The sequence below is a fragment of the Streptomyces sp. NPDC020747 genome, from assembly GCF_044334695.1.
Taxonomy (GTDB): Bacteria; Actinomycetota; Actinomycetes; order Streptomycetales; family Streptomycetaceae; genus Streptomyces.
In genome coordinates, this window is record NZ_JBIRTJ010000018.1 from 105,613 (window position 1) to 128,805 (window position 23,193).

Sequence of the window (23,193 nt, forward strand, 5' to 3'; positions counted from 1 at the left end):
CCGTAACCAACCCCGCGGCCCCCCCCCCCCCGCCCCCCCCGGCCCCCACCCACCCGCCCCCCGGCGCCACCCCGGCGGGGGGGCGGGGCCCCCGCGGGACGTCCGGGGGGCGCCCCGCCAGAGCCGGGACCTGGTCGTCCTGATGGGTCTGCGAGGTCGCTCGGCTTCTCTTAACGGAAGCTTGACGCCCACGGCGGCCTCATCCGTGGGCCTGTGCGTCACTCTCTGCATACGCTGATGCCGCCGTCCGCGTGATGGCCGGAAACCGCATGCCGAGCCGGACATCTGGAGCACGCCGATGGCCACCACCGAACACCCTCCGCCCAGTCGCCTGCGCGCCTGGATGCTGGAGGGGCTGTCCGACATGGGCAAGGGCCGGCAGCCGGCGCCGCGGCCCGCCGAGCCGGAGCCCGTGCACAAGGGACAGCGCTGGTGGCGGGTGATGTGCCTGACCGGCGTCGACTACTTCTCCACGCTCGGCTACCAGCCGGGCATCGCGGCTCTCGCCGCCGGGCTGCTGTCACCCGTGGCCACCATCGTGCTGATCGTCGTCACGCTGGCGGGCGCGCTGCCGGTGTACCGGCGGGTGGCCGAGGAAAGCCCCCACGGCGAGGGCTCGATCGCCATGCTGGAACGGCTGCTGACCTTCTGGAAGGGCAAGCTGTTCGTCCTGACCCTGCTCGGTTTCGCCGCGACCGACTTCCTGATCACCATCACCCTGTCGGCCGCCGACGCCTCCACCCACCTGGTGGAGAACCCGCATCTGACCGACGCGCTGCACGACAGACAAGTGCTGATCACGCTGGTACTCATCGCTCTGCTCGGCGCGGTGTTCCTCAAGGGCTTCCTGGAGGCGATCGGCGTCGCCGTGACGCTGGTGGGCCTCTACCTGGCGCTCAACGTGGTGGTCGTGGTGACCGGGCTCTGGCACGTGGCCACCGAGGGGCATGTGATCAGCGACTGGTCCACCGCCCTGACCGCCGAGCACGGAAACGTTTTTGCCATGGTGGGCGTGGCCCTGCTGGTCTTCCCCAAGCTGGCGCTCGGCCTCTCCGGCTTCGAGACCGGCGTGGCGGTCATGCCGCACGTCAAGGGCGACCCCAGTGACACCGAGGAGAACCCCGAGGGCCGTATCCGCGGCACGAAGAAGCTGCTGACCACGGCCGCGCTCATCATGAGCGTGTTCCTGATCGCGACCAGCTTCATCACCACGCTGCTCATCCCGGAGAAGGAGTTCCAGTCGGGCGGCGAGGCCAACGGCCGCGCGCTCGCGTATCTGGCGCACGAGTACCTCGGCAGCACCTTCGGCACGGTCTACGACGCGTCCACCATCGCCATCCTGTGGTTCGCCGGCGCCTCCGCCATGGCCGGGCTGCTCAACCTCATGCCCCGCTATCTGCCCCGCTACGGCATGGCCCCGCACTGGGCGCGCGCCGTCCGCCCGATGGTGATCGTCTTCACGCTGGTCGGGTTCCTGGTCACATGGATCTTCGACGCGGACGTCGACGCGCAGGGCGGCGCGTACGCGACCGGCGTCCTGGTCCTCATCAGCTCGGCCGCGATCGCGGTGACCATCGCCGCGCGCAAGGCCGGCCAGCGCAACTGGACCGTCGCCTTCGCCGTGATCTCGGCGGTGTTCCTCTACGTCACCGTCGCGAACGTCATCGAACGCCCGGACGGTGTGAAGATCGGCGCCTGCTTCATCGCCGGCATCATCCTCGTCTCCCTCCTCTCACGCCTCGCCCGCGCCTTCGAACTCCGCGTCACCAGCGTGACCTTGGACGGCATGGCCCAGCGGTTCGTACGGGACATCGCCAGCCGCCGGATCCGGTTCATCGCCAACGAACCCGACAACCGCGACATCACCGAGTACCGCGAGAAGATCGAGCAGATCCGCGCGGACAACGACGTCCCGGCCCAGGAGGACTTCGTGTTCGTCGAGGTCACGGTCCTGGACCCGTCGGAGTTCGAGGCGGGCCTGACCGTACGCGGCGAGGTCCTGCACGGCCGCTACCGCGTCCTCACCCTGGAGTCGTCCTCCGTCCCCAACGCCCTGGCCGCCCTCGTCCTGCACGTCCGCGACACCACCGGCTGCATCCCGCACATCTACTTCGAGTGGACCGAGGGCAACCCCTTCACCAACTTCCTCCGCTTCTTCCTCTTCGGCCAGGGCGAGGTCGCCCCCGTCACCCGCGAGGTCCTCCGCGAGGCGGAACCGGACCGGGCGCGACGGCCGCGGGTACACGTCGGCTGAACCGGCCCGGGCCTGCGGCACCGGCGTACAACTGCCTGAAGCCGGTCAGCCGTTGCGGTACAGAGCGGTGAGCAGTTCGATCGCCGCCTGGGTGGCCGGGTGCGGGTCGTCCCGCCACCAGGCGAGGCGTACGGCGATGGGCTCGGCGTCCCGGACCGGGCGGTAGACGATGCCGGGCCTGGGGTACTGGTGGGCGGTGGACTCCGCCGTCAGGCCGATACAGCGGCCGCTGGAGATCACGGTGAGCCAGTCGTCGACGTCGGACGTCTCCTCGGTCGCCGGGCGGGCGTCCGGCGGCCACAGTTCCGCGGTGGTGGTGCCGGTCCGCCGGTCGATCAGCAGGGTGCGCCCGCCGAGATCCGCGAGCCGGACGGAGCGGCGCCCGGCCAGGGCGTCGTCGGCGGCCAGGGCGCACAGGCGTCGTTCAAGGCCGACGATGGCGGAGTCGAACCGCCGGTCCTCCTCCAACGGCCTGCGCACGACCGCGAGTTCGCAGGCGCCTTCCGCCAGACCGGCGGTGGCGGAGTTGACGCGGACCAGCCGCAGGTCCGTCTCCGGTTGCGTCTTGGCCCAGCGGCGCTGGAAGGCCGACGTGTGGCGGCCGAGCGCCGACCAGGCGTACCCGATCCGCAGACGCGTGTGCCCCGACCTGGCCTCCTGGACCAGATCGGCCACCTCGCCGAGCACCCGCCGGGCGTGGGCCACCACGCGCAGCCCCGCCGGGGTCGGCGCCACCTCGCGCGAGGTGCGGCGCAACAGCCGTACTCCCAGGGCTCGTTCGAGCGAGGCCAGGGTCCGCGACACGGCCGCCTGGGAGACGCCGAGCGCGATGGCCGCGTCGGTGAAGGTGCCCTCGTCGACGATCGCGACGAGACAGCGCAACTGCCGTAGCTCCACATCCATGACTGAAGCGTATAGATAATTCACCAGGTGCATTTTGCGCAATGGTCGCCGTGTCACACGATCGAAGCATGCGAGCCGCTCCCGCACCTGGCACCACCGCCTCCGTACACCCCCCAGCCGCGCCACTGCCCGCGGCGCCCCCGCGCCGGGCGGCGCCGGATCTCCCGGACCCGCAGCCGGCCGGACGCGCACGGCAACTCGCCGGTGTGGCCACGATGATCGGCAGCGGTCTGTCCACCCAGACCGGCGCCGCGATCGGGTCCCTCGCCTTCCCCGTGCTCGGTCCCGTCGGGGTCGTCGCGGTCCGCCAGTACGTCGCCGCGGTCGTCCTGCTGGCCGTCGGCCGACCACAGCTGCGGTCGTTCACCTGGTGGCAGTGGCGGCCGGTGCTGCTCCTTGCCCTGGTGTTCGGGACGATGAACCTGTCCCTCTACAGCGCCATCGACCGCATCGGCCTGGGACTGGCGGTGACCCTGGAGTTCCTGGGCCCGCTCGCCATCGCCCTCTCCGCCGCGCGCCGCCGCGTGGACGTCTGCGCCGCGGTCGTCGCCGCAGCGGGCGTGGTGACGCTGATGCGCCCGCAGCCTTCGACCGACTACATCGGGATGGCCCTGGGCCTGCTCGCCGCCGCCTGCTGGGCGTCGTACATCCTCCTCAACCGGACCGTCGGGCAACGCGTCCCCGGTGCGCAGGGCTCGGCCGCCGCGTCGGGGGTCTCCGCCCTGATGTTCCTGCCGGTCGGCGTCGTCCTGGTGCTCCGGCACCCGCCGACCGCCGAGGCCGTCGGTTACGCCGTCGCCGCCGGGGTGCTCGCCTCGGCGGTGCCGTACCTCACGGACATGTTCACCCTGCGCCGCGTTCCGGCCCAGGCCTTCGGGCTGTTCATGAGCGTCAACCCCGTCCTCGCCGCCGTGGTCGGCTGGATCGGCCTCGGCCAGAACCTGGGCCTGCCGGAGTGGGCGAGCATCGGGGCCATCGTCGCCGCCAACTCCCTCAGCATCGTCACGCGGCGCACCTGACCGGTGCGTGATCCTCACGTGTCGTCCACCGGCCACGACGACCGAAGGAGTACGCGTGTTCGGTCGGAGGCAGAGCCCGCGGACGTCGCACCACCTGCAACTCGAAGCCGGGTAGCCTCTGTTCACGTCAAGCGGAAGCTCGTGGACCACCGGCTCGTGACCCTTCGAGGCAGCGAAGGGGGGCGGAGTGCCGACCGAGGGGAGACAGCCAGATGACGGAGCCGTCGACAGGCGACTTCGATGCCACCGCCGGTGGGGTTGGCGACAGAGTCGGCCGGTATCGGCTGCTCAGAACCCTCGGCGCGGGCGGTATGGGCAGGGTCTGTCTGGCGCGTTCGGAAGGCGGGCGCACGGTCGCGGTCAAGCTCATCAAACCGGAGCTGGCCGCCGAACCCGAGTTCCGCGAGCGCTTCCGGCTGGAGGTGGCGGCGGCGCGCAGGGTGAGCGACCGCTGGACCGCACCGGTCCTCGACGCCGACACCGAGGCCGAGACTCCGTGGGTGGCCACCGGCTACATCGCGGGGCCCTCGCTCGAACACATCGTCTCGCCCGACGGGCACGGGCCGCTGCCCGCCCCGTCCGTACGCACCCTCGCCCATGGACTCGCCTGTGCCCTGCTCGACATTCACGGCGCGGGACTGGTCCACCGGGACCTCAAGCCCTCCAACGTCCTGATCACCATCGACGGCCCCCGGGTCATCGACTTCGGCATCGCGCGGGCGCTGGACGCGGTACCCGGGTCGACGCCGACCAGCTCGGGCGCGCTGGTCGGTTCGCCCCGCTTCATGTCGCCGGAGCAGCTGAGGGACGAGCCGGTGGGCCCGGCCGCCGATGTCTTCTGCATGGGCACGGTACTGGCGTACGCGGCGACCGGGCAGACGCCGTTCGGCGGTGGCGGTTCCGGCGGGGTTCACGCCGTGATGTTCCGTATCGCGCAGGAGGAGCCGGACCTGACGGGGATCGAGGAGCCGGTACGGGGACTGATCGCCGACTGCCTCGCCAAGGATCCGGCTGCCAGGCCGACTCCCCAGGAGGTGGTCGCACGGATGCGACCGGCGACGACCGACACCTCGTCGCCGCCGTGGCTGCCCGCCCGGATCATCGCCGAACTGGGGCGCAGCGCCGTCCAGTTGCTCGACACGGACACGCCGCCGCACGCGAGCGCCATGGCCGCGCCGGCCACCTTCGTGTCGTCGCCCGCACCGGCCGCACCCTCGCCGTCGTCCGCCGCCTCGCTCGTGACCTGGGAGGAACCTCCCGCGTCGGAGCGGTCGGAACGGTCGGAGTGGGGAACCCAGGTCGTGCCGAAGCCGGACCACGGGCGCACGGAGTCGACCCCTTCGCCGGGCCCTCGCCGGGCGGGCAGGGGCCGACGGGCCGCGCTCGCGCTGGCGGCCGCCGCCGTGGTGGCAGGGGGCGCGTACGCCGCGTCGGGCGCCGATCTGCCGCTGCCGTCCGGGGAGTCGGAATCCGACTCTGTCTCCGGCTCCGGTGAGAACGGCGGCGGGACATCCGATGTGCCCAAGGCGTTCGTGGGCATCTGGGCGGGCGAGGTCGAGCGGGACGGGAAGCCGACCGATCAGTTCCGTCGGTTCGTCGTCTCGTCGGGGCAGGTGGGCGAGGTCGTCGCCACCAGCATCAGCCTCGGCAAGGAGTACGAGTGCAAGAGCGACGGCAAACTCGCCGCCGAGCCGTCCGCCGGCGGTACGTCGCTACGGCTGGACACCAAGGTCGTCAGCAGCGTCCCCCCGGGCTCGTGCTCGGCCCTCGGCGACCATGTACTTTCCCGGGCCGACGGTGACTCCCTCCGCTGGGAAGCGGCGGGGCGCACCGCCGAACTGCACAGGATCGAGGGTCCGGAGAAGCTGCCCGAGGACCTGCTCGGCACCTGGCAGCGCCCGCTGGCCAACGGTGGCACGCAGCGAATGACCATCGAACGGACACCGGTGGGCAGCCCGGCCGCCACATTGGTCTCGGACAGCGGCGACGAGCACTGCGAGGCCGACATGGACCTGGTCTCGGTGGGGGACGCTAACGACCCGGCACGCTTCGCACCACCGGCGATCGACCGGTCCGCCTCCTCCGGCCCCTGCCTGCGCGGCGGCTCCTCCACACTGCGCACCGAGGGCGACACACTCGTACGCGAACTGTCCGACGGGCGACGGCTCACGTATACGCGGGTCTGAGGAGTGACCCTGATGGCCGACGCCCATGCATGCCCGGCGTCCGGTCGGCGTGGCTCAACGGCCCACGTCCATGCGCTGCGTGCCGATGACCGACAGCAGTCGCAGCGCCTCCTCGGAGGGTGAGCCGGGGGTGGCTGTGTAGATCACGACCTGCTGGTCCCGGCCGGTGATGTCGAGGGCGTCGCAGTTGACGGTGACCGGGCCGACCAGCGGGTGCTGGAAGGTCTTGCGCAGGGTGGGCTCGGCGCTCACGTCGTGGGAGGACCACAGCCGGGTGAACTCCTCGCTTCCGGCGAGGAGTTCACCAACGAGCCCGGTGAGTTCGGGGTCTTCGGGATAGCGAGCGGCGGTGGCGCGCAGCCGCTGTGTCGCGTTGCGGGCGAAGGCGTCCGCGTCAGACACTCCGTACAGCCGCCGCCCCTGCGGGTGCGGCCCGAGGAAGACACGGCGTACGAGGTTGCGGTCGCGCCGCGGAACGGCGGAGAAGTCCTCCATGAGGGCGGCCGCCAGCTCGTTCCAGGCGATCACCTCGAACGACGCGGAGGTCACGATCGCGGCGGCCCGGGGCAGCCGGCTCAGCAGGTCGAGGATGCTCTGCCGTACCTCGCGCGAGGGCCCGGGCGGCGGGCCGGGCGGTGCGCCGGCCAGGTGGTGGAGGTGGTCGCGCTCGGCGTCCGACAGGCGAAGGGCCCGGGCCAGCCCGGCCAGTACCTCGCGCGACGGGCGCGGGCCGCGGGCCTGCTCCAGGCGCGTGTAGTACTCGGCCGAGATGAAGGCCAGCTGCGCCACCTCCTCGCGGCGCAGTCCCGGCGTGCGGCGGCGCGGCCCGGCGGGCAGCCCCACGTGGGCGGGGGTGATCCGCTCGCGCCTGCTGCGCAGGAAGTCCGCCAGTTCTCGTCTGTCCACACCCCCAGTGTGCGCGGGTGGAGTGGGCCCATCCAGGTACCGCCGGTGCCTGGATGGGCTCCAGGGACCGGCGCAGGCTCGAAGCCATGGACAACACACCCACCACCGACACATCCGCCGCCCCCACCGCTCTTGGCCTGCTGGACGGCAAGGTCGCCTTCATCACCGGCGCCGGTCGCGGTATCGGCGCCGCCGCCGCGCGGCTGTTCGCCCGGGAGGGCGCCCGGGTGCTGCTCGCGGCCCGGACGGAAGCCCAGTTGAAGACGGTGACCGAGGAGGTCCGGGCGGCAGGCGGCGTCGCGGACCACGTCGTGTGCGATCTGGCCGACGCGGCCGCCGTACGCGCCGCCGTGGACCGCGCCGTGGACCTGTACGGCCGGCTCGACGTCGCCTTCAACAACGGCGCGGCGTTCGTACCCCCCGGCCCGATGGACCAGGTGACCGAGGCCGACTTCGATCACCTCTACGCCGTGAACCTCAGGGGCCCGTGGCTGGCCATGGTCGCCGAGATCGCCGCCATCCGGGCCACCGCCCAGGCGGGGGCCATCGTCAACAACTCATCCGTCGGCAGCCTGACGGGCAACCCCCAGCTGCCCGCGTACGGTGCGATGAAGCGAGCGGTCAACAGCCTCACCGAGTCGGCTGCCATCACCTACGGCCCGGAAGGCATCCGCGTCAACGCCATCGCCCCCGGCAACACCCTGACCGAGATGATCCGTACCTGGGAATCGGATTCACCCGGCCTCCAGGAGCGCCTCACGGCGCACACTCCGCTGGGCCGCGCGGCCGACCCCGAAGAGATCGCCCAGGCCGCCGCCTGGCTGCTCAGCGACCGCTCCTCGTTCGTGACCGGCACGGTCCTGCGGGTCGACGGCGGCGCACGAGCCTGAACCGGGGGCGCTGTAAACACAGAGGCTCCGCCTCCGCCACCGCCATCTGTCGTTCGGAGCCTTCAGCAGGTGCGCCGGCCGTTCACCGGAAGGGCCCGGGAGAACGGGCACTAGAGTGAAGGGTCCCTGTCAGAACGGTTCCTGCCAGAAGGATCCGGCCCGGAACCGTCCAGGCGAGAATTGGTGAAGGAGACACGGTGACCCTGCGCGAGAACGATCCGCGGTCCGTCGGCGGCTATCGGATCGAATCGCGGATCGGGACCGGCGGCATGGGCGTCGTCTATCTCGGCAGATCGGCCTCGGGGCGGGCAGTCGCCGTCAAGGTCGTGCACACGAGGTATGCCGACAACGCCGAGTTCCGGGCCAGGTTCCGGCAGGAGATCGTGGCCGCGCGCCGGGTCAGCGGTGCGTTCACCGCGCCGGTCGTGGATGCCGACCCGGACGCGGAACGACCGTGGATGGCAACCGCGTTCGTTCCGGGCCGCACACTCACCGAACGGGTCGCCGAGGCGGGTCCGCTGGATCGGCGGGCGCTGCGCCGCCTCGGCACCGAACTCGCCGAGGCGCTGCGTGAGATCCACCGCGCGGAGGTCGTGCACCGGGACCTCAAGCCGAGCAATGTGCTCCTGCTGGAGGGTGAGGGCGACGACGGGGCCGCGCGCGTCATCGACTTCGGCATCTCGCGTGCGGCCAGCAGTGACGTCCGCACGCAGACGGGCATGGTGATGGGCTCGCCTCCGTTCATGGCACCGGAGCAGTTCAGCCGCCCCCGCGAGGTCGGCCCCGCCGTCGATGTCTTCTCGCTGGGGGCGGTACTCGTGTACGCGGCCACCGGGCGCAGCCCCTTCGAGGCGGAGAACGCCTATCTCGCCGCGTACAACACCGTGCACAGCGAGCCCGACCTGCGCGGGCTGCCGGAGTCGCTGCGCCCGTTGGTCTCGGCCTGTCTGACGAAGGAGCCGGCGGACCGCCCGACGTCGAGCGAGGTGCTGGAGGCGCTGACCAGGCTGCCGGCGGAGCCGACCGACGAGGAGTCCGATTCGGACGAAGCGCCGTCCCGGATCCCGGTGACCGTGCAGCCGGAAACAGGGACGCTGTCGCTCTCGGGCCCGAGACGGAGACCGGCCGAACCGAAGCGCCGTAGAACCTGGCTGTGGACCGCCCTCGTCGGCACGGTCGTCCTCGGCGTGGCTGGGGCGGCTTCGGTCACCGTGCTGAACGACGGCCCTGGAAGCACGGTCGGCCATGCCGACGCGCAGGCGACGCCCCGTGGTTCGGTCCCGGCCGGCTGGAAGCCGTGGCACAACGCGCTGGAGCCGGACGAGGGCAAGGGCGAGCCGACGCCCTTCGGACCGACGTGCGTTCCGGACGCACTCGGCGTCTTCTGCTCCTCTCCGCAGGTCGCCCTGATGCGACTGAGCTCCGCGACGGGCCGGGTGGAATGGACCAAGCCCATGAGCCAGAAGAAGGTCAGCGGTTACACGCTGCGCGAGCCTGTCGTCCATGAGGGTGTGGTGTTCGTCAACAGCTCGGACCGCTCCGAGGGAGTGGACGCCTTCGACGGCAGGACCGGCGCAAGGCTGTGGCATGTGGACGGCCCGGTGGGCGACTTCGCGTACCTGAGCGGAGTGCTGCTCGTACGGCTGGACGAACTCGGGCCTTCCGACACCGCGCGCTTCGCGGCGTACGAGCCGCGCACGGGTGAGGAACTGTGGCAGCGCAAACTGGCTTCCTCGTCGGCGAACCCGTTCCACGAGGGGTCCAAGGGGACCCTCTACGCCGATCTGCGCGACGGCTCCGGCGGCATAGCCCGCCTCGACGCGCGCACCGGCAGGACCCTGGGCAACGTCGAGGCGCCCAAGGGCGATCTGTGGCTGGCCACGGTCCACGACGACAAGGCCTATTACGCGCGCTGGGACGACAACACCGGGCTCTCCGCCGCCTTCTTCGTCCAGGATCTCGGCAGCGGCAAGACGCGCCGAATCGACTTCCCCTGGAGCGTCGAGCCGGAAGCGCCGCCGCTGGTGCACGGCGACACCATGTACATCTTCGACTACGGCAACGAGACCCTGCTCGCCCTCGATCTGAAACGCGGGAAGCCGCTGTGGACCAGCTCGCGTGACCTGCGCGTCTTCAGCGAACCGGCCATCCACGACGGCCGGTTGTACGTGACGATGCCGGACACCAGCATCCTGGCGCTCGACCCACGCACCGGCAAGGAGATCGGGCGTACCACCTCGTCCTTCGACACGAAGAGCCGCTCCTTCGAGGAACTGACACCGAACTCGGTGCCGCCGCTTCTGGTGGGCGGTGTGCTGTACGGGGTCAGCGCGCCGGGGGTCTTCTCGGTCGCCGACGTTTCCTGACCGCCGAGGTCTTCAGGGATCCCGTGCCCGGGAAGCACCGGACCATGCGGTACGAGCAGTCCCGCCCAAGGAGCATCCGGCCCTGCCGCCCATCGCGACCGAGCGACCGAGCGACCGAGCGACCGAGCGACAACGCCCTTGCCCAGCCCCCGGCGCCCACCTAGCCTGAGTTTGTGCCGCTAATAAACAAATCCCGAACGCACAACGACGTGCCGGGCCACAGCAACGACCTCACCCGACTCCGTATCGCCCTCACCACCTTCTTCGCCCTCGACGGCTTCGTCTTCGCCGGGTGGGTCGTCCGCATTCCCGCCATCAAGGAACAGACCGGCGCCTCCGCCGGCACACTGGGGCTCGCCCTCCTCGGCGTCTCCGCGGGAGCCGTCGTCACGATGATGTTCACCGGCCGGCTCTGCCGCCGCTACGGCAGCCACCCCGTCACCGTCGTCTGCGGCATCCTGCTCTCCCTCAGCGTCGCGCTGCCGCCGCTCACCCACTCCACCTGGGCACTCGGTGCGGTCCTGCTGATCTTCGGCGCCGCGTACGGCGGTATCAACGTCGCCTTCAACAGCGCCGCCGTCGACCTGGTGGCCGCGCTGCGGCGGCCGATCATGCCCAGTTTCCACGCGGCCTTCAGCCTGGGCGGAATGATCGGCGCCGGCCTCGGTGGACTGGTCGCGGGCTCGCTGTCGCCGACGCGGCATCTGCTGGGCCTGACCGTGATCGGCCTGCTGGTGACGGCCGTCGCGGGACGCGCCCTGCTGCGGCACGAGTCTCCCGCACCGCGCCCGGCTCCCGGGCAACCCAGAGAGCGCACACCGCGCCGACCGGACTCCCGTACACGCCGGTTGGTCGTCGTCTTCGGTCTGATCGCCCTCTGCACGGCGTACGGAGAGGGAGCCCTGGCCGACTGGGGCACGTTGCACCTGGAGCAGGACCTGGACGCGCACCCGGGCGTCGCGGCCGCGGGTTACTCGTGTTTCGCGCTCGCCATGACGATCGGCCGACTCTGTGGGACCACGCTCCTGGAGCGGCTCGGGCGGACCCGGACGGTGGTCGCGGGCGGCGCCATGGCCGCCGTCGGCATGCTCGTCGGATCGCTCGCCCCCTCCGTGTGGGCGGCCCTGCTCGGCTTCGCCGTCACCGGGATCGGCCTCGCCAACATCTTCCCGATCGCCGTCGAACGGGCCGGCGCCCTGGCCGGCCCCAGCGGCGTCGCCATCGCCTCCACCTTCGGCTACGGCGGCATGCTCCTCGGGCCGCCCGCCATCGGCTTCATGGCCGACTGGTTCTCCCTGCCCATCGCCCTCACCAGCGTGGCGGCCCTGGCCGCGGTGGCCGCCGTCATCGGCTATGGGACACGGCGGGCGACGGCCGGCTGACGGCCCCGTCGGAGCCGCAGCCACAGCAGGGCAGGGCAGGGCACAGTGGTAACCGACGCACCATACGGATCAGGAAAGTTGATGTCATGACCGACAAGCTCACCGTCAGTGTCCTCGGCACCGGGATCATGGGCGCCGCGATGGCCCGTAACCTCGTCCGCGCCGGACACACCGTCCGGGCCTGGAACCGTACCCGCGACAAGGCCGAACCCCTCGCCACCGACGGCGCGCACGTCGTCGACACCCCCGCGGAGGCGGTCGAGGGCGCCGATGTCGTCCTCACCATGCTGTACGACGGCCCCGCCGCGCTGGACGTGATGCGGCAGGCGGCGCCCGCCCTGCGTACCGGCACCGCGTGGGTGCAGTCGACGACCGCCGGGATCGATGCCGTCGGTGAACTGGCCGACTTCGCCCGCGAGAAGGGCCTGGTCTTCTACGACGCGCCCGTTCTCGGCACCCGACAGCCCGCCGAGGCCGGTCAGTTGCTCGTTCTGGCCGCCGGTCCGAGCGACGGCAGGGAAGCCGTCGCACCGGTCTTCGACGCCGTCGGCGCCCGTACGGTGTGGACGGGTGAGGACGGTGCCGCGGGCAGCGCCACCCGTCTCAAGCTGGTGGCCAACAGCTGGGTGCTCGCCGTCACCAACGCGACCGGTGAGGTGCTGGCCCTGGCCAAGGCTCTTGACGTGGACCCGCAGAGCTTCTTCGACGCCATCGCGGGCGGCCCGCTCGACATGGGCTATCTGCACGCCAAGGCGGGGCTCATCCTGAACGACCAGTTTTCGCCGGCCGCCTTCGCCGTGGCCACCGCCGCCAAGGACGCCCGTCTGATCGTCGCGGCGGGCGAACGGCACGGCATCCGTCTCGACGTCGCCGCCGCGAGCGCCGAACGCTTCGCCCGCGCCGCCGCCCAGGGCCACGCCGACGAGGACATGGCCGCCGCCTACTTCGCGAGCTTCGACGAGAAGGAGGCGAACACCGGCGGCTGACCGCGCGGTTGGCCACGCCGACCCAGGCCGAGTCGCGCACGAGGATCCGCCCCGGCGTCGTGGCGATGTCCAAGGCGTCGCGGCGCCGAGGCATCGCAGCCGAGGACGACACACGCCTCACGGCGTTCGCGGGCCTCGACGTCGATACGGACCTCGGCGAGCGTTCGCGTGGCTGGGTGCCGCACTCGGCGTCGTCGACCACGCCTCCCTCCTGAAGCCCGCTCCATCCGGCACACTCCCCTGTATGGAGATTGCCGAGTTCATTCGAAGCCTGGACCGGGAAGGCGGGTTGCTCGCCGAGGCCGCGGCGGAGGCCGGGGCCGGCGCCAAGGTGCCCACCTGTCCGGAGTGGCAGGTGCGGGACCTGTTGCGGCACACCGGGATGGTGCACCGCTGGGCCACGGCGTTCGTAGCCGAGGGGCACACCTCGTACCATCCCGACGGTGGCCTGCCCGAGTTGGACGGTTCGGCCTTGCTGACCTGGTTCCGGGACGGGCACCGCAGGCTCGTCGACACTCTCTCCACCGCCCCTCCCGACGTGGAGTGCTGGAGTTTCATGCCCGCGCCCTCACCACTCGCCTTCTGGGCCCGGCGGCAGGCCCACGAGACGACCGTGCACCGGGTCGATGCGGAGTCCGCCCGCGGCGGCACCCCGACCGCGGTCCCCGTGGACTTCGCGGTCGACGGCATCGACGAACTGCTGCTCGGCTTCCATGCCCGCGGCAGGAGCAGGGTACGGACGGACGAGCCGCGCGTCCTGCGGGTACGGGCCTCGGACTCGGACGCCGTGTGGAGCGTACGGCTGTCGGCCGAACCCCCGGCGGCCGAGCGGGGCGAAGTGGCGGACGCGGACTGCGAGTTGACGGGGACGGCCGCCCAGCTCCACCTGGCGCTGTGGAACCGTGCACCGTTCCCGGGCGTGACGGGAGACTCGTCGATCGCGTCACTGTGGCGGGAGAAGTCCGCGGTCACCTGAAGCTGAACGGCGCGCGCCGACGACAGCAACGAGCGGCCGGCCTCATCGGCGACTCACCCGCCCAGCCACCTCACCCGGCGGAGCCACCCGCCAGCATCCGCCCCAGCACCGCCCGCTGCACCGGCAGCACCTCGCCGTGCAGCGCGCGCCCCTTCGATGTGAGGGCGACCCGAACCCCTCGCCGATCCTCCGGGCACATGCAGCGCTCCACGAGACCGTCCTTCTCCAGGCGCCCGATCAGCCGGGACAGGGCGCTCTGGCTCAGATGAACCCGCTCGGCGATCTCCTGGACGCGGTACGAGAGGTCGCCGTCGTCGCTGGGCGTGGTCGCGGCCAGTACGTCGAGGACCTCGAAGTCGCTTGCGCACAGGCCGTGTTGGTGCAGAGTCCGGTCCAGTTCGCACAGTGTGCGCGCATGCACCGCGAGGATGTCGCGCCACTGGTCCACGAGGCCGCGCTCGGCCTTCTCGACAGCCACCATGGCCCGCACCTTAGCAAAAACCCACTTTTGTTGCATCCACATTAAATGCGCTTGCATTGAATGCATGCGCATGTACTGTCGGCGCATGACCTCTCCGCTCACCACCTCCGCGGCGCCGTCCTCTGCGGTTCGCTGGACGCCTCGCCTGTGGGGCACCCTCCTGGTGCTCTGCGCCGCGATGTTCCTGGACGCGCTGGACGTGTCGATGGTCGGCGTCGCCCTGCCGTCCATCGGTTCCGAACTCGACCTCTCCACCTCGACCCTGCAGTGGATCGTCAGCGGCTACATCCTCGGCTACGGCGGCCTGTTGCTCCTCGGCGGACGCGCCGCCGACCTCCTCGGCCGCCGCCAGGTCTTCCTGGTGGCGCTCGGCGTCTTCGCGCTCGCCTCGCTGCTCGGCGGGCTCGTCGACTCCGGCCCGCTGCTCATCGCCAGCCGGTTCATCAAGGGCCTGAGCGCGGCGTTCACCGCTCCCGCGGGCCTGTCGATCATCACCACGACGTTCCCGGAGGGCCCGCTGCGCAACCGCGCGCTCTCCATCTACGTCACCTGCGCCGCGACCGGTTTCTCGATGGGCCTGGTCCTGTCCGGGCTGCTCACCGAGGCGAGCTGGCGGCTCACCATGCTGCTGCCCGCGCCCATCGCGGTCATCGCCCTGATCGCCGGTCTGAAGCTCATCCCGCGCAGCGAGCGCGACCGCACCCACCGCGGCTACGACATACCGGGCGCCATCATCGGCACCGCCTCGATGCTGCTGCTCGTCTTCACCGTCGTCCAGGCGCCCGAAGTGGGCTGGACCTCGGCCCGTTCGCTGCTGTCGTTCCTCGCGGTGGCCGTCCTGCTGACCGTGTTCGTACGCGTCGAGCAGCGCAGCGCAAGCCCGCTGATCCGGCTCGGCGTACTACGCTCCGGCAACCAGATCCGGGCGCAGCTGGGCGCCATGGCGTTCTTCGGCTCGTACATCAGCTTCCAGTTCCTCGTCACGCTCTACATGCAGTCGCTGCTCGGCTGGTCGGCACTGCACACCGCGCTCGCCTTCCTGCCCGCGGGCGCGCTGGTGGCGCTGTCCTCGACGAAGATGGGCGCGATGGTCGACCGGTTCGGCACGCCGCGGCTCATCGTGGCCGGCTTCGCCCTGATGGTCGTCGGCTACGTGCTGTTCCTGCGGGTCGACCTGGATCCCGTGTACGCGGCGGTGATCCTTCCGTCGATGCTGCTGATCGGCGCGGCCTGCGCGCTGGTCTTCCCCTCGCTCAACATCCAGGCCACCAACGGCGTGGACGACCACGAGCAGGGCATGGTCTCGGGTCTGCTCAACACCTCGGTGCAGGTGGGCGGCGCGATCTTCCTCGCGATCGTGACGGCCGTCGTGACCGCGAACACCTCCGAGAGCTCCTCGCCCCAGGCGGTCCTCGACAGCTACCGTCCCGGCCTCGTCGCCATCACCGCGATCGCCGTGGTGGGCCTGCTCATCACGGCCACCGGACTGCGCGGGCAGCGGACGCGGCGGACGACGGTCCTGGTCGCCAAGTCCGAGGACGTGCGGGAGGACGAGCGGGTGCGGGAGGACGAGCAGGTGCAGGGGAACGCGCGGGTGTCGGCCCGCGACTGACACCTTCCATCGCGGCGACGCGCCCCCTGAGGGCGTCCTTCCCTCGGTCCCTCGCGACGACGTGCGCCCGGCGGGCTTCCTTGCCCCGCCGGGCGCGCCTTTCCTTGCCCCGCCGGGCGCTCCCCTGTGAGACTGCCGGTATGGGACAGACCAGGGGGCGGCGGACTCAGTCCGAGCGGGACGAGATGACCGTCGAGATCGGATACGCGTTGTTCAGTGCCGCGTTCGCCGCTGCGGTGGCGTTCGGGGCCGTGGCCGGACCGGCACTGCTCTTCGACCTGCCCGTCACCGTCGAGAAGGTCCAGCTCGCGGCCGGTACCTCACTCGCGGCCGTGCTCTTCGTCTTCCGGGTGGCCAGTGTGCTGGTCCGTTTCCGGCAGGCGGCTCAGCCCAGCCAGCCCGGCCGCACCAGCCCCGACTCGTAGGCGAGCACGACCAGTTGGGCCCGGTCGCGGGCGCCCAACTTCACCATGGTCCGGCTGACGTGGGTCTTCGCGGTCAGCGGGCTGACGACCAGCCGGCGCGCGATCTCGTCGTTCGACAGCCCGATGCCGACCAGCGCCATCACCTCCCGCTCCCGCTCGGTGAGTTCGGCGAGCGCGCCGACGGCCGCGGGCTCCTTGGAGCGCGCGGCGAACTCGGCGATCAGCCGACGGGTCACGCCCGGTGACAGCAGCGCGTCGCCCTCGACCACCGCCCGCACGGCTCGCAGGAGTTCCTCCGGTTCGGTGTCCTTGACGAGGAAGCCGGACGCTCCGGAGCGGATGGCCTCGAAGACGTACTCGTCCAGCTCGAAGGTGGTGAGCATGACGACCCTGACGTCGTTCAGGCCGTCGTCGTCGGTGATGCGGCGGGTCGCGGCGAGGCCGTCGAGCAGGGGCATGCGGATGTCCATCAGGACGACGTCCGGCCGCAGTTCACGCACCGCGCGCAGCGCCTCCTCACCGTCGGCGGCCTCTCCGGCCACCTCGATGTCCGGCTGGGCGTCGAGGAGCGCCTTGAAGCCGGCGCGGACCAGTGACTGGTCGTCGGCGAGCAGTACGCGGATCACCGGTCCTCCTTGAGCTTGAGGGATTTCCCGGTCCCGGCCGATGTCCCGGCCGATGTCCCGGCCGATGTCCCGGCCGATGTTCCGGTCGACGTCCCTGACGACATTCCGCCGGTCTGCGTTCCGGTCTGTGTCCCTGACGTCCCGTGCGAGTTGTTGAGCGGCAGCAGGGCCAGCACCCGGAAGCCTCCCTCCTCGCGCGGTCCGGCCTCGATGGTGCCACCCAGGGCCGCGGCCCGCTCCCGCATTCCGGCCAGCCCGTTGCCGCTGCCGCCCGCGTCCTCGCCGGTCGCGGGTCCGTCGTCGTCGATACGGAGCGTCAACGCGTCGCGCGCGTAATCGACCCGCACGCGCGCGTGCCGCGATCCGGAGTGCCGTACGACGTTGGTCAGTGCCTCCTGGATGACGCGGAAGGCGGCGAGGTCGGCACCGGGCGGCAGGGTCCTGCGCTCGCCCCCGCTCTCGACGTCGACCGTCAGTCCGGCGCCCGCCGCCTGCTCGACGAGTTCGGGGAGCCGGTCGAGGCCGGGCGCCGGCGCGCGCGGCGCGTCTCCGGGTGTACGAAGCGTGTCGAGCACCTGGCGCACCTCCCCCAGCGCCTCCTTGCTCGCGGCCTTGATCGTGGTGAGCGCGGTGCGTGCCTGTTCGGGGTCTGAGTCGAGCAGCGCGAGGCCGACACCCGCCTGGACGTTGATGACGGAGATGCTGTGCGCCAGGACGTCGTGCAGTTCCCGGGCGATCCGCAGCCGCTCCTCGTCGGCACGCCGCTTGGCCGCCTGCCTGCGTTCCGCCCGGTCGCGATCCCACTGTTCACGGCGTACGCGGGCGAGTTCGGAGACCGCGAGGATGGCGATCATCCAGGCGGCGATGGCGACCTCCTCGCCCCACGAGGAGACCGGGTCGCCCTTCGGCGGCAGCCACCGGTAGAGCCAGTGACCCACCAGGAGATGGACCACCCACAGCGTGCCGAGCGCGGTCCAGGCCTCCCAGCGCCGCCCCGCTACGATCGCGCTGAAGCAGGCGAGCGCGACCGTGAGGAAGATCGGCCCGTAGGGATATCCGGCGCTGAAGTAGACGAGGGCCGTGGCCGCCGTGCCGAACACCACGGCCACGGGATACCGCTGCCGCCACAGAAGCAGAGCGGCGCCCCCGAAGAGGAGGAGCCGCGCGAGGACGTCGAGATCTTCCCGATCCGGCTGTTGCTCCGCGGCGAAGTTGCTGCCGACGAGGACGAACACGGTGAGGAGCAGCGTCGAACGCCACGGCCAACCCGGACGGCCGCCGCCCTCATCCTCCTGGTCGCGGCGGCTCCACCACGGGGGTCCTTGCCACCGGCGACGCGGCGGGCCGCCCCCGGCCCAGGGGGGTCCGCCCCACCGGCGTGTGCGCTGCTCTTCCATGCCTGCCACGCTAGACGCCACGGGTCGCCGAAGGCGTCAGCCGAGCGTGGTGATCACACGTACTCCCGGCGGAGTACCCGCTCCGGCTCGGGCTCGGCGGCCTCCCTGATCCCGAAGGGGCGCAACGGCTTCGGCGCCCACCGGTTCGCGCGCCCCGCGAGCCGCACGGTCACCGGCAGCGGGACCACCCGGATGAGGGTCGCGTCGACGAGGATCATCAGGGCCGCGCCGATGCCGAGCTCCTCGGAGTACGTCCATGAGCTGGTCCGGCTCGTCGCCGCGCACCCGCTGCGGGAACGGCTCGTGGAGCTGCGGATGCCCGCGCTGTACCGGACGGGCCGTTCCTGGGACGCGTTGGCCGCCTGCGAGGCCGCACGGCAGCAGCGGCTCGCCGAGGCGCTGTGCGCTGGGCGCGGACCCGGGGCCGCCGCTCCGGTCACTGCACGCGCGGACGCTCCGTCAGGATCCCGCCCTGCCGCCCCGGCCGCCCGTACCGGTGTCCTGTGGGAACACGAGGCCCACACCATGGCCGAGTCGGTCGACGGCGTGCCGGAAGAACGTCGCCCGGTCCTCAACGACTCGGTTGAACTGCCCGAACAGCTCGAAGCTGACGAGCCCGTAGAGCTGCGCCCATGCCGCGACGAGCGCGGTGACCACCGCGGGCGGCAGGTCCGGGGCCAGGTCATGGGCCAACCTCCGCGCCTCGGGCCCGAGTTCGGCGGGCAGCGGGGGGAGGGCGACACCGGCACCCTGGTGCGCGTCACGGACGATGCCGATGAGGAGCAGCGCGACACGGGACGCCGGCGGCACGGTGGTGTCGGGGGCGGTGTATCCGGGCACGGGCGAGCCGTAGATCAGCGCGTACTCGTGCGGGTGCCCCAGTGCCCACTCGCGCACCGCCTCGCACACCGCGGTCCAACGGTGGATCGGTCCGGTGTCGGCCACCTTGGCGTGCGCCGCCTCGGCGGCGGCGCCGAGCGAGTCGTAGGCATCGATGATGAGCGCGGTCAGCAGGTCGTCGCGGCTGGGGAAGTAGCGGTACAGCGCGGAGGAGACCATGCCGAGCTCGCGGGCCACTGCCCGCAGGGAGAGCTTGGCCGCGCCGTCCTCGGCGAGTTGTCTGCGCGCCTCGTCCTTGATGGCCGCGGTGACCTCGATCCGGGCTCGGGCGCGGGCTCCTCTGGCGGTACTCATGCGCACCAGTGTTCCATATTTTCAGAGCAGTGCACACAAACGAGAGCGGTGCACTCGCTGGAGAACGGCGCACTCAAACAAGATCGGCGCACGCAAAGGTGAGCAGCAAACCATTACGAGAGCACCGCTCTTGCTTTGGATCACCGATCTCGTGCACACTGATCTCAAGCGAGAGCAGTGCTCACACTTTCCGCTTCCAGGAGGAAGTCACCATGGCCACGTCCACGCACGTGAAGAAGCCCGGCTGGTTCACCGTGAACGTCCTCAACCGGACCATCGCCTGGACGACCCGCCGCGGACTCAGCGTCTGGGGCTCCCGGGTCCTGGCCGTCCGCGGTCGCAAGAGCGGCGAGTGGCGCACCACCCCCGTCAACCTGCTGACCGTGGACGGCGTGCAGTACCTCGTCGCCCCGCGCGGCCACGTCCAGTGGACGCACAACATGCGGGCCGCGGGCGGCGGCGAGCTTCACCTCGGCAAGAAGGTGGACGTGTTCACCGCGGTGGAGGTCGCCGACGACGACAAGGTCCCGCTGCTGCGCGCCTACCTCAAGCGCTGGAAGGCCGAGGTCGGCGTGTTCTTCAACGGTGTCGGCCCCGACTCGTCCAACGAGGAGCTGCGGCGCATCGCCCCCGACCACCCGGTCTTCCGGATCACGGTCGAGAGCTGAGCCCGCAGCCCCACCTTGAAAGCCCCTGAGGCCCCCTGAGGCCCCCTGAGGCCCCTGAAGCCCTCGGCAGCCCGCTGAAAGCCCCAGACCCTGGAGCTCCGGGTCCCCTCAGGTCACCGGTCGAGCGCGGTCAGGGCACGCCCCGCCATCGGATGCGTACGCACGATCTCGCCCAGCGAGGTGGAGCCGCGGGTGATGCCCGCGAACGCCTTCCAGGCGGGCCGGAAACCGGTGAGCGCGGCGTGGAACATGCCGGGCCGCCGCTGGAAGAGCGTGAGCATGCGCTTGCCGATGCTCATCTCGACGCCGAGACCCGCCTTGATCGCGAAGGCGTAGTTCAGCGCCTGCCGTCGCGCGTCCACCGCGTCGTGCGCCTCCGCGATCCGCACCGCCCACTCCCCCGCGATCCGCCCCGAGCGCAAAGCGAAGGAGATGCCCTCGCGGGTCCACGGCTCCAGGAGCCCCGCCGCGTCCCCGCACACCAACACCCGCCCCCGCGACAGCGGCGAGTCGTCCGCGCGGCAGCGCGTCAGATGCCCGGACGAGATGCTCGGCTCGAAACCGGCGAGGCCGAGCCGGGCGATGAAGTCCTCCAAGTACCGCTTGGTGGCGGCGCCTTCACCGCGTGCCGAGATGACACCGACGGTGAGTGTGTCGCCCTTGGGGAACACCCAGCCGTAACTGCCGGGAAGGGGGCCCCAGTCGATGAGGACCCGCCCCTTCCAGTCCTCCGCGACCGTCTCCGGCACCGGGATCTCCACCTCCAGGCCCAGGTCGACCTGGTCGAGCTTCACCCCGACGTGTGCCCCTATCCGGCTGGCGCTGCCGTCCGCGCCGACCACGGCCCGGGCCAGCACCGTCTCGCCGTCCTGGAGGACGACGGCCACCGTGCGCCGGTCGGGGACGGCCGAGCCGTGCTGCTCCACCCGCGAGACCGTGACGCCCGTACGCAGTTCGGCGCCCGCCTTCTGGGCGTGCTCGACGAGCTGCTGGTCGAACTCGGGCCGGTTGATGAGCCCGAAGAGCATCTGCTTGGAGCGACGGGTGCGCGTGAACCTGCCGTCGAGCGAGAACGTGACCGCGTGCACCCGGTCCTGGAACGGCAGCTCGAAGCCGGGCGGCAGCGCGTCACGGGTCGGTCCGATGATGCCGCCGCCGCACGTTTTGTAACGGGGCAGCTCCGCTTTCTCCAGCAACAGGACGCGGCGCCCCGCGACCGCTGCCGCATAGGCTGCCGAAGCGCCCGCCGGCCCCGCGCCCACCACGACGACGTCCCACACCCGCTGTGCGTCGTCCGAAGAGTTCTCGCTGCTCACGATGGTCTGCTGCTCCGATCCAGCCGCCTGCCGCACCTACTCCACGCATCCTACGGCGACGTCCGACGAGGACCGCTGTGGGAGGATCTGCAGCGAATGCAGCGCGCACACCCGTATGCGCGCATCGCAGACGTACCCAGCCGTACAACGTCGCACCCACGAGGAGCGTGCCCATGTCGTCGAATCCGGTCGCCGAGACCGTCGCCTCGTTGATGCCGAGGGCGAGGGCGGAGCTCACCGAGCTGGTGGCCTTCAAGTCGGTGGCGGACTTCGACCAGTTCCCCAGGAGCGAGAGCGAGGGCGCCGCGAACTGGGTGGCCGACGCGCTGCGCGCCGAGGGCTTCCAGGACGTCGCACTGCTCGACACCCCCGACGGCACACAGTCGGTGTACGGCAGCCTGCCGGGCCCCGAAGGCTCGAAGACGGTCCTCCTGTACGCGCACTACGACGTGCAGCCGCCGCTCGACGAGACCGGCTGGGCGACCCCGCCCTTCGTGCTGACGGAGCGGGACGGCCGCTGGTACGGGCGCGGGGCGGCCGACTGCAAGGGCGGCCTGGTCATGCACCTGCTGGCGCTGCGCGCGCTCAAGGCCAACGGCGGCGTCCCGGTCAACGTCAAGGTGATCGCGGAGGGTTCGGAGGAGCAGGGCACGGGCGGCCTGGAGCGGTACGCGGAGGAGCACCCCGAGCTGCTGGCCGCCGACACGATCATCATCGGCGACGCGGGCAACTTCCGCGTCGGCGTCCCCACGGTGACGACCGCCTTGCGCGGTATGACGCTCGTCCGCGTCCGGGTCGACACCCTCGAAGGCAACCTGCACTCCGGCCAGTTCGGCGGCGCCGCCCCCGACGCGCTGAGCGCGCTGATCCGCGTACTGGACTCACTGCGCGCCGAGGACGGCTCGACGACGGTCGACGGGCTCACCGGCACCTCGCGCTGGAACGGCCTGCAGTACGACGAGGCGCAGTTCCGCAAGGACGCGAAGGTGCTCGACGGTGTGGATCTGATCGGTTCGGGGACGGTCGCCGACCGCATCTGGGCGCGGCCGGCCGTGACCGTGCTGGGCATCGACTGCCCGCCGGTGGTCGGCGCCACCCCGTCCGTGCAGGCGGGCGCCCGCGCGCTGGTCAGCCTGCGGGTGCCGCCGGGCGTGGACACGGTCGAGGCGACCAAGCTGCTCCAGGCCCATCTGGAGGCGCACACCCCGTGGGGCGCGCGCGTGCAGCTGGAGCAGATCGGCCAGGGCCAGCCGTTCCGCGCCGACACGACCAGTCCCGCGTACGCGGCGATGGCGCGGGCGATGAGCGACGCGTACGACGGGGCGGAGATGCAGTACGCCGGTCAGGGCGGCTCCATCCCGCTGTGCAACACCCTGGCCTCGCTCTATCCGCAGGCGGAGATCCTGCTCATCGGGCTCAGCGAGCCGGAGGCACAGATCCACGCCGTGAACGAGAGCGTGTCGCCCGAGGAGCTGGAGCGGCTGTCCGTCGCCGAGGCGCTGTTCCTGCGCAACTACGCGGCGAACTGAACGAGTCGGTCCGGCGGGCGTGCCCCACAGCACAACCGGGGCACGCCCGCCGCCCCTCGTACACCCCACGGCCGTTC

The 23,193-nt window shown here is 71.4% G+C and carries 20 protein-coding genes and 1 pseudogene; 14 read left to right on the plus strand and 7 right to left on the minus strand.

The genetic code is table 11. From position 1 onward, the window contains the following. Positions 1–298 precede the first annotated feature (298 nt). Positions 299–2,254, plus strand: a complete 1,956-nt coding sequence (locus ACH4YP_RS38175; RefSeq protein ID WP_398495574.1) for an amino acid transporter — start codon at positions 299–301, stop codon at positions 2,252–2,254. A 45-nt stretch (positions 2,255–2,299) separates the two neighbouring features. On the opposite strand, the gene ACH4YP_RS38180 is transcribed toward ACH4YP_RS38175, so the two are convergent. Beyond that, positions 2,300–3,157 carry a LysR family transcriptional regulator gene (locus ACH4YP_RS38180; protein ID WP_361060629.1) on the minus strand — a complete coding sequence of 286 codons (858 nt, stop codon included), beginning with the start codon at positions 3,155–3,157 and terminating at the stop codon, positions 2,300–2,302. 68 nt (positions 3,158–3,225) lie between these two features. On the opposite strand from ACH4YP_RS38180, the gene ACH4YP_RS38185 reads away from it, so the two are divergent. Beyond that, complete coding sequence (locus ACH4YP_RS38185; protein WP_398495576.1) at positions 3,226–4,176, plus strand: EamA family transporter; 951 nt, start codon at positions 3,226–3,228, stop codon at positions 4,174–4,176. A 212-nt stretch (positions 4,177–4,388) separates the two neighbouring features. Then, positions 4,389–6,362, plus strand: a complete 1,974-nt coding sequence (locus tag ACH4YP_RS38190) for a serine/threonine-protein kinase (protein ID WP_398495578.1) — start codon at positions 4,389–4,391, stop codon at positions 6,360–6,362. Between the two features lie 54 nt (positions 6,363–6,416). Here the strand turns inward: ACH4YP_RS38190 and ACH4YP_RS38195 are convergent, their stop codons facing one another. Further along, positions 6,417–7,268, minus strand: coding sequence for a helix-turn-helix transcriptional regulator (locus tag ACH4YP_RS38195; RefSeq protein ID WP_361060635.1), 852 nt, complete (start codon positions 7,266–7,268; stop codon positions 6,417–6,419). An 86-nt stretch (positions 7,269–7,354) separates the two neighbouring features. Here ACH4YP_RS38195 and ACH4YP_RS38200 point away from each other — a divergent pair, with 86 nt between their 5' ends. The 6 genes from ACH4YP_RS38200 (at position 7,355) to ACH4YP_RS38225 (ending at position 13,868) form a co-directional block, all read left to right on the plus strand. Next, positions 7,355–8,158 carry an SDR family NAD(P)-dependent oxidoreductase gene (locus ACH4YP_RS38200; RefSeq protein ID WP_398495580.1) on the plus strand — a complete coding sequence of 268 codons (804 nt, stop codon included), beginning with the start codon at positions 7,355–7,357 and terminating at the stop codon, positions 8,156–8,158. A 197-nt stretch (positions 8,159–8,355) separates the two neighbouring features. Continuing rightward, positions 8,356–10,524 carry a PQQ-binding-like beta-propeller repeat protein gene (locus ACH4YP_RS38205; RefSeq protein ID WP_398495582.1) on the plus strand — a complete coding sequence of 723 codons (2,169 nt, stop codon included), beginning with the start codon at positions 8,356–8,358 and terminating at the stop codon, positions 10,522–10,524. A gap of 209 nt (positions 10,525–10,733) precedes the next feature. Continuing rightward, complete coding sequence (locus tag ACH4YP_RS38210) at positions 10,734–11,906, plus strand: MFS transporter (RefSeq protein ID WP_398495584.1); 1,173 nt, start codon at positions 10,734–10,736, stop codon at positions 11,904–11,906. 86 nt (positions 11,907–11,992) lie between these two features. Beyond that, positions 11,993–12,892, plus strand: coding sequence for an NAD(P)-dependent oxidoreductase (locus tag ACH4YP_RS38215; protein ID WP_361060643.1), 900 nt, complete (start codon positions 11,993–11,995; stop codon positions 12,890–12,892). A gap of 8 nt (positions 12,893–12,900) precedes the next feature. Further along, the gene (locus tag ACH4YP_RS38220; protein ID WP_361060645.1) at positions 12,901–13,107 is read left to right on the plus strand and encodes a hypothetical protein; all 207 of its coding nucleotides are present in this window, start codon (positions 12,901–12,903) and stop codon (positions 13,105–13,107) included. Between the two features lie 29 nt (positions 13,108–13,136). After that, positions 13,137–13,868 carry a maleylpyruvate isomerase family mycothiol-dependent enzyme gene (locus tag ACH4YP_RS38225; RefSeq protein ID WP_361060647.1) on the plus strand — a complete coding sequence of 244 codons (732 nt, stop codon included), beginning with the start codon at positions 13,137–13,139 and terminating at the stop codon, positions 13,866–13,868. A 70-nt stretch (positions 13,869–13,938) separates the two neighbouring features. On the opposite strand, the gene ACH4YP_RS38230 is transcribed toward ACH4YP_RS38225, so the two are convergent. Next, entirely contained in the window at positions 13,939–14,349 is a 411-nt protein-coding gene (locus tag ACH4YP_RS38230; RefSeq protein ID WP_398495586.1) for a MarR family winged helix-turn-helix transcriptional regulator, read from the minus strand. A gap of 85 nt (positions 14,350–14,434) precedes the next feature. Between ACH4YP_RS38230 and ACH4YP_RS38235 the strand changes: the two genes are divergently transcribed. Beyond that, positions 14,435–15,961 carry an MFS transporter gene (locus ACH4YP_RS38235; RefSeq protein WP_398495588.1) on the plus strand — a complete coding sequence of 509 codons (1,527 nt, stop codon included), beginning with the start codon at positions 14,435–14,437 and terminating at the stop codon, positions 15,959–15,961. A 140-nt stretch (positions 15,962–16,101) separates the two neighbouring features. Next, positions 16,102–16,386, plus strand: a complete 285-nt coding sequence (locus ACH4YP_RS38240) for a DUF6332 family protein (RefSeq protein ID WP_361060653.1) — start codon at positions 16,102–16,104, stop codon at positions 16,384–16,386. Here the strand turns inward: ACH4YP_RS38240 and ACH4YP_RS38245 are convergent. Both ACH4YP_RS38245 and ACH4YP_RS38250 read right to left on the minus strand, forming a co-directional pair. Then, a complete protein-coding gene (locus ACH4YP_RS38245; RefSeq protein ID WP_361060655.1) occupies positions 16,347–17,012 on the minus strand; it encodes a response regulator transcription factor in 666 nt (221 codons plus the stop codon). The genes ACH4YP_RS38240 and ACH4YP_RS38245 overlap by 40 nt on opposite strands. Continuing rightward, positions 17,009–18,409, minus strand: a complete 1,401-nt coding sequence (locus ACH4YP_RS38250; RefSeq protein WP_398495590.1) for a sensor histidine kinase — start codon at positions 18,407–18,409, stop codon at positions 17,009–17,011. The genes ACH4YP_RS38245 and ACH4YP_RS38250 overlap by 4 nt, the downstream gene beginning before the upstream one ends. A 231-nt stretch (positions 18,410–18,640) precedes the next feature. Here ACH4YP_RS38250 and ACH4YP_RS38255 point away from each other — a divergent pair. Then, a pseudogene (locus ACH4YP_RS38255) lies at positions 18,641–18,757 on the plus strand (BTAD domain-containing putative transcriptional regulator); the annotation flags it as partial. Positions 18,758–18,868: 111 nt separating this feature from the next. Here ACH4YP_RS38255 and ACH4YP_RS38260 read toward each other — a convergent pair. Then, positions 18,869–19,603 carry a TetR/AcrR family transcriptional regulator gene (locus tag ACH4YP_RS38260; RefSeq protein WP_398495592.1) on the minus strand — a complete coding sequence of 245 codons (735 nt, stop codon included), beginning with the start codon at positions 19,601–19,603 and terminating at the stop codon, positions 18,869–18,871. Positions 19,604–19,815: 212 nt separating this feature from the next. Here ACH4YP_RS38260 and ACH4YP_RS38265 point away from each other — a divergent pair, with 212 nt between their 5' ends. Then, positions 19,816–20,271 (plus strand): nitroreductase family deazaflavin-dependent oxidoreductase, encoded by a 456-nt coding sequence (locus ACH4YP_RS38265; protein ID WP_398495594.1) that lies wholly within the window; start codon positions 19,816–19,818, stop codon positions 20,269–20,271. A gap of 113 nt (positions 20,272–20,384) precedes the next feature. Here ACH4YP_RS38265 and ACH4YP_RS38270 read toward each other — a convergent pair whose 3' ends face one another. Further along, entirely contained in the window at positions 20,385–21,587 is a 1,203-nt protein-coding gene (locus ACH4YP_RS38270; RefSeq protein ID WP_361060665.1) for a geranylgeranyl reductase family protein, read from the minus strand. 173 nt (positions 21,588–21,760) lie between these two features. Between ACH4YP_RS38270 and ACH4YP_RS38275 the strand changes: the two genes are divergently transcribed. Continuing rightward, complete coding sequence (locus tag ACH4YP_RS38275; RefSeq protein ID WP_398495596.1) at positions 21,761–23,116, plus strand: dipeptidase; 1,356 nt, start codon at positions 21,761–21,763, stop codon at positions 23,114–23,116. Positions 23,117–23,193 lie beyond the last annotated feature (77 nt).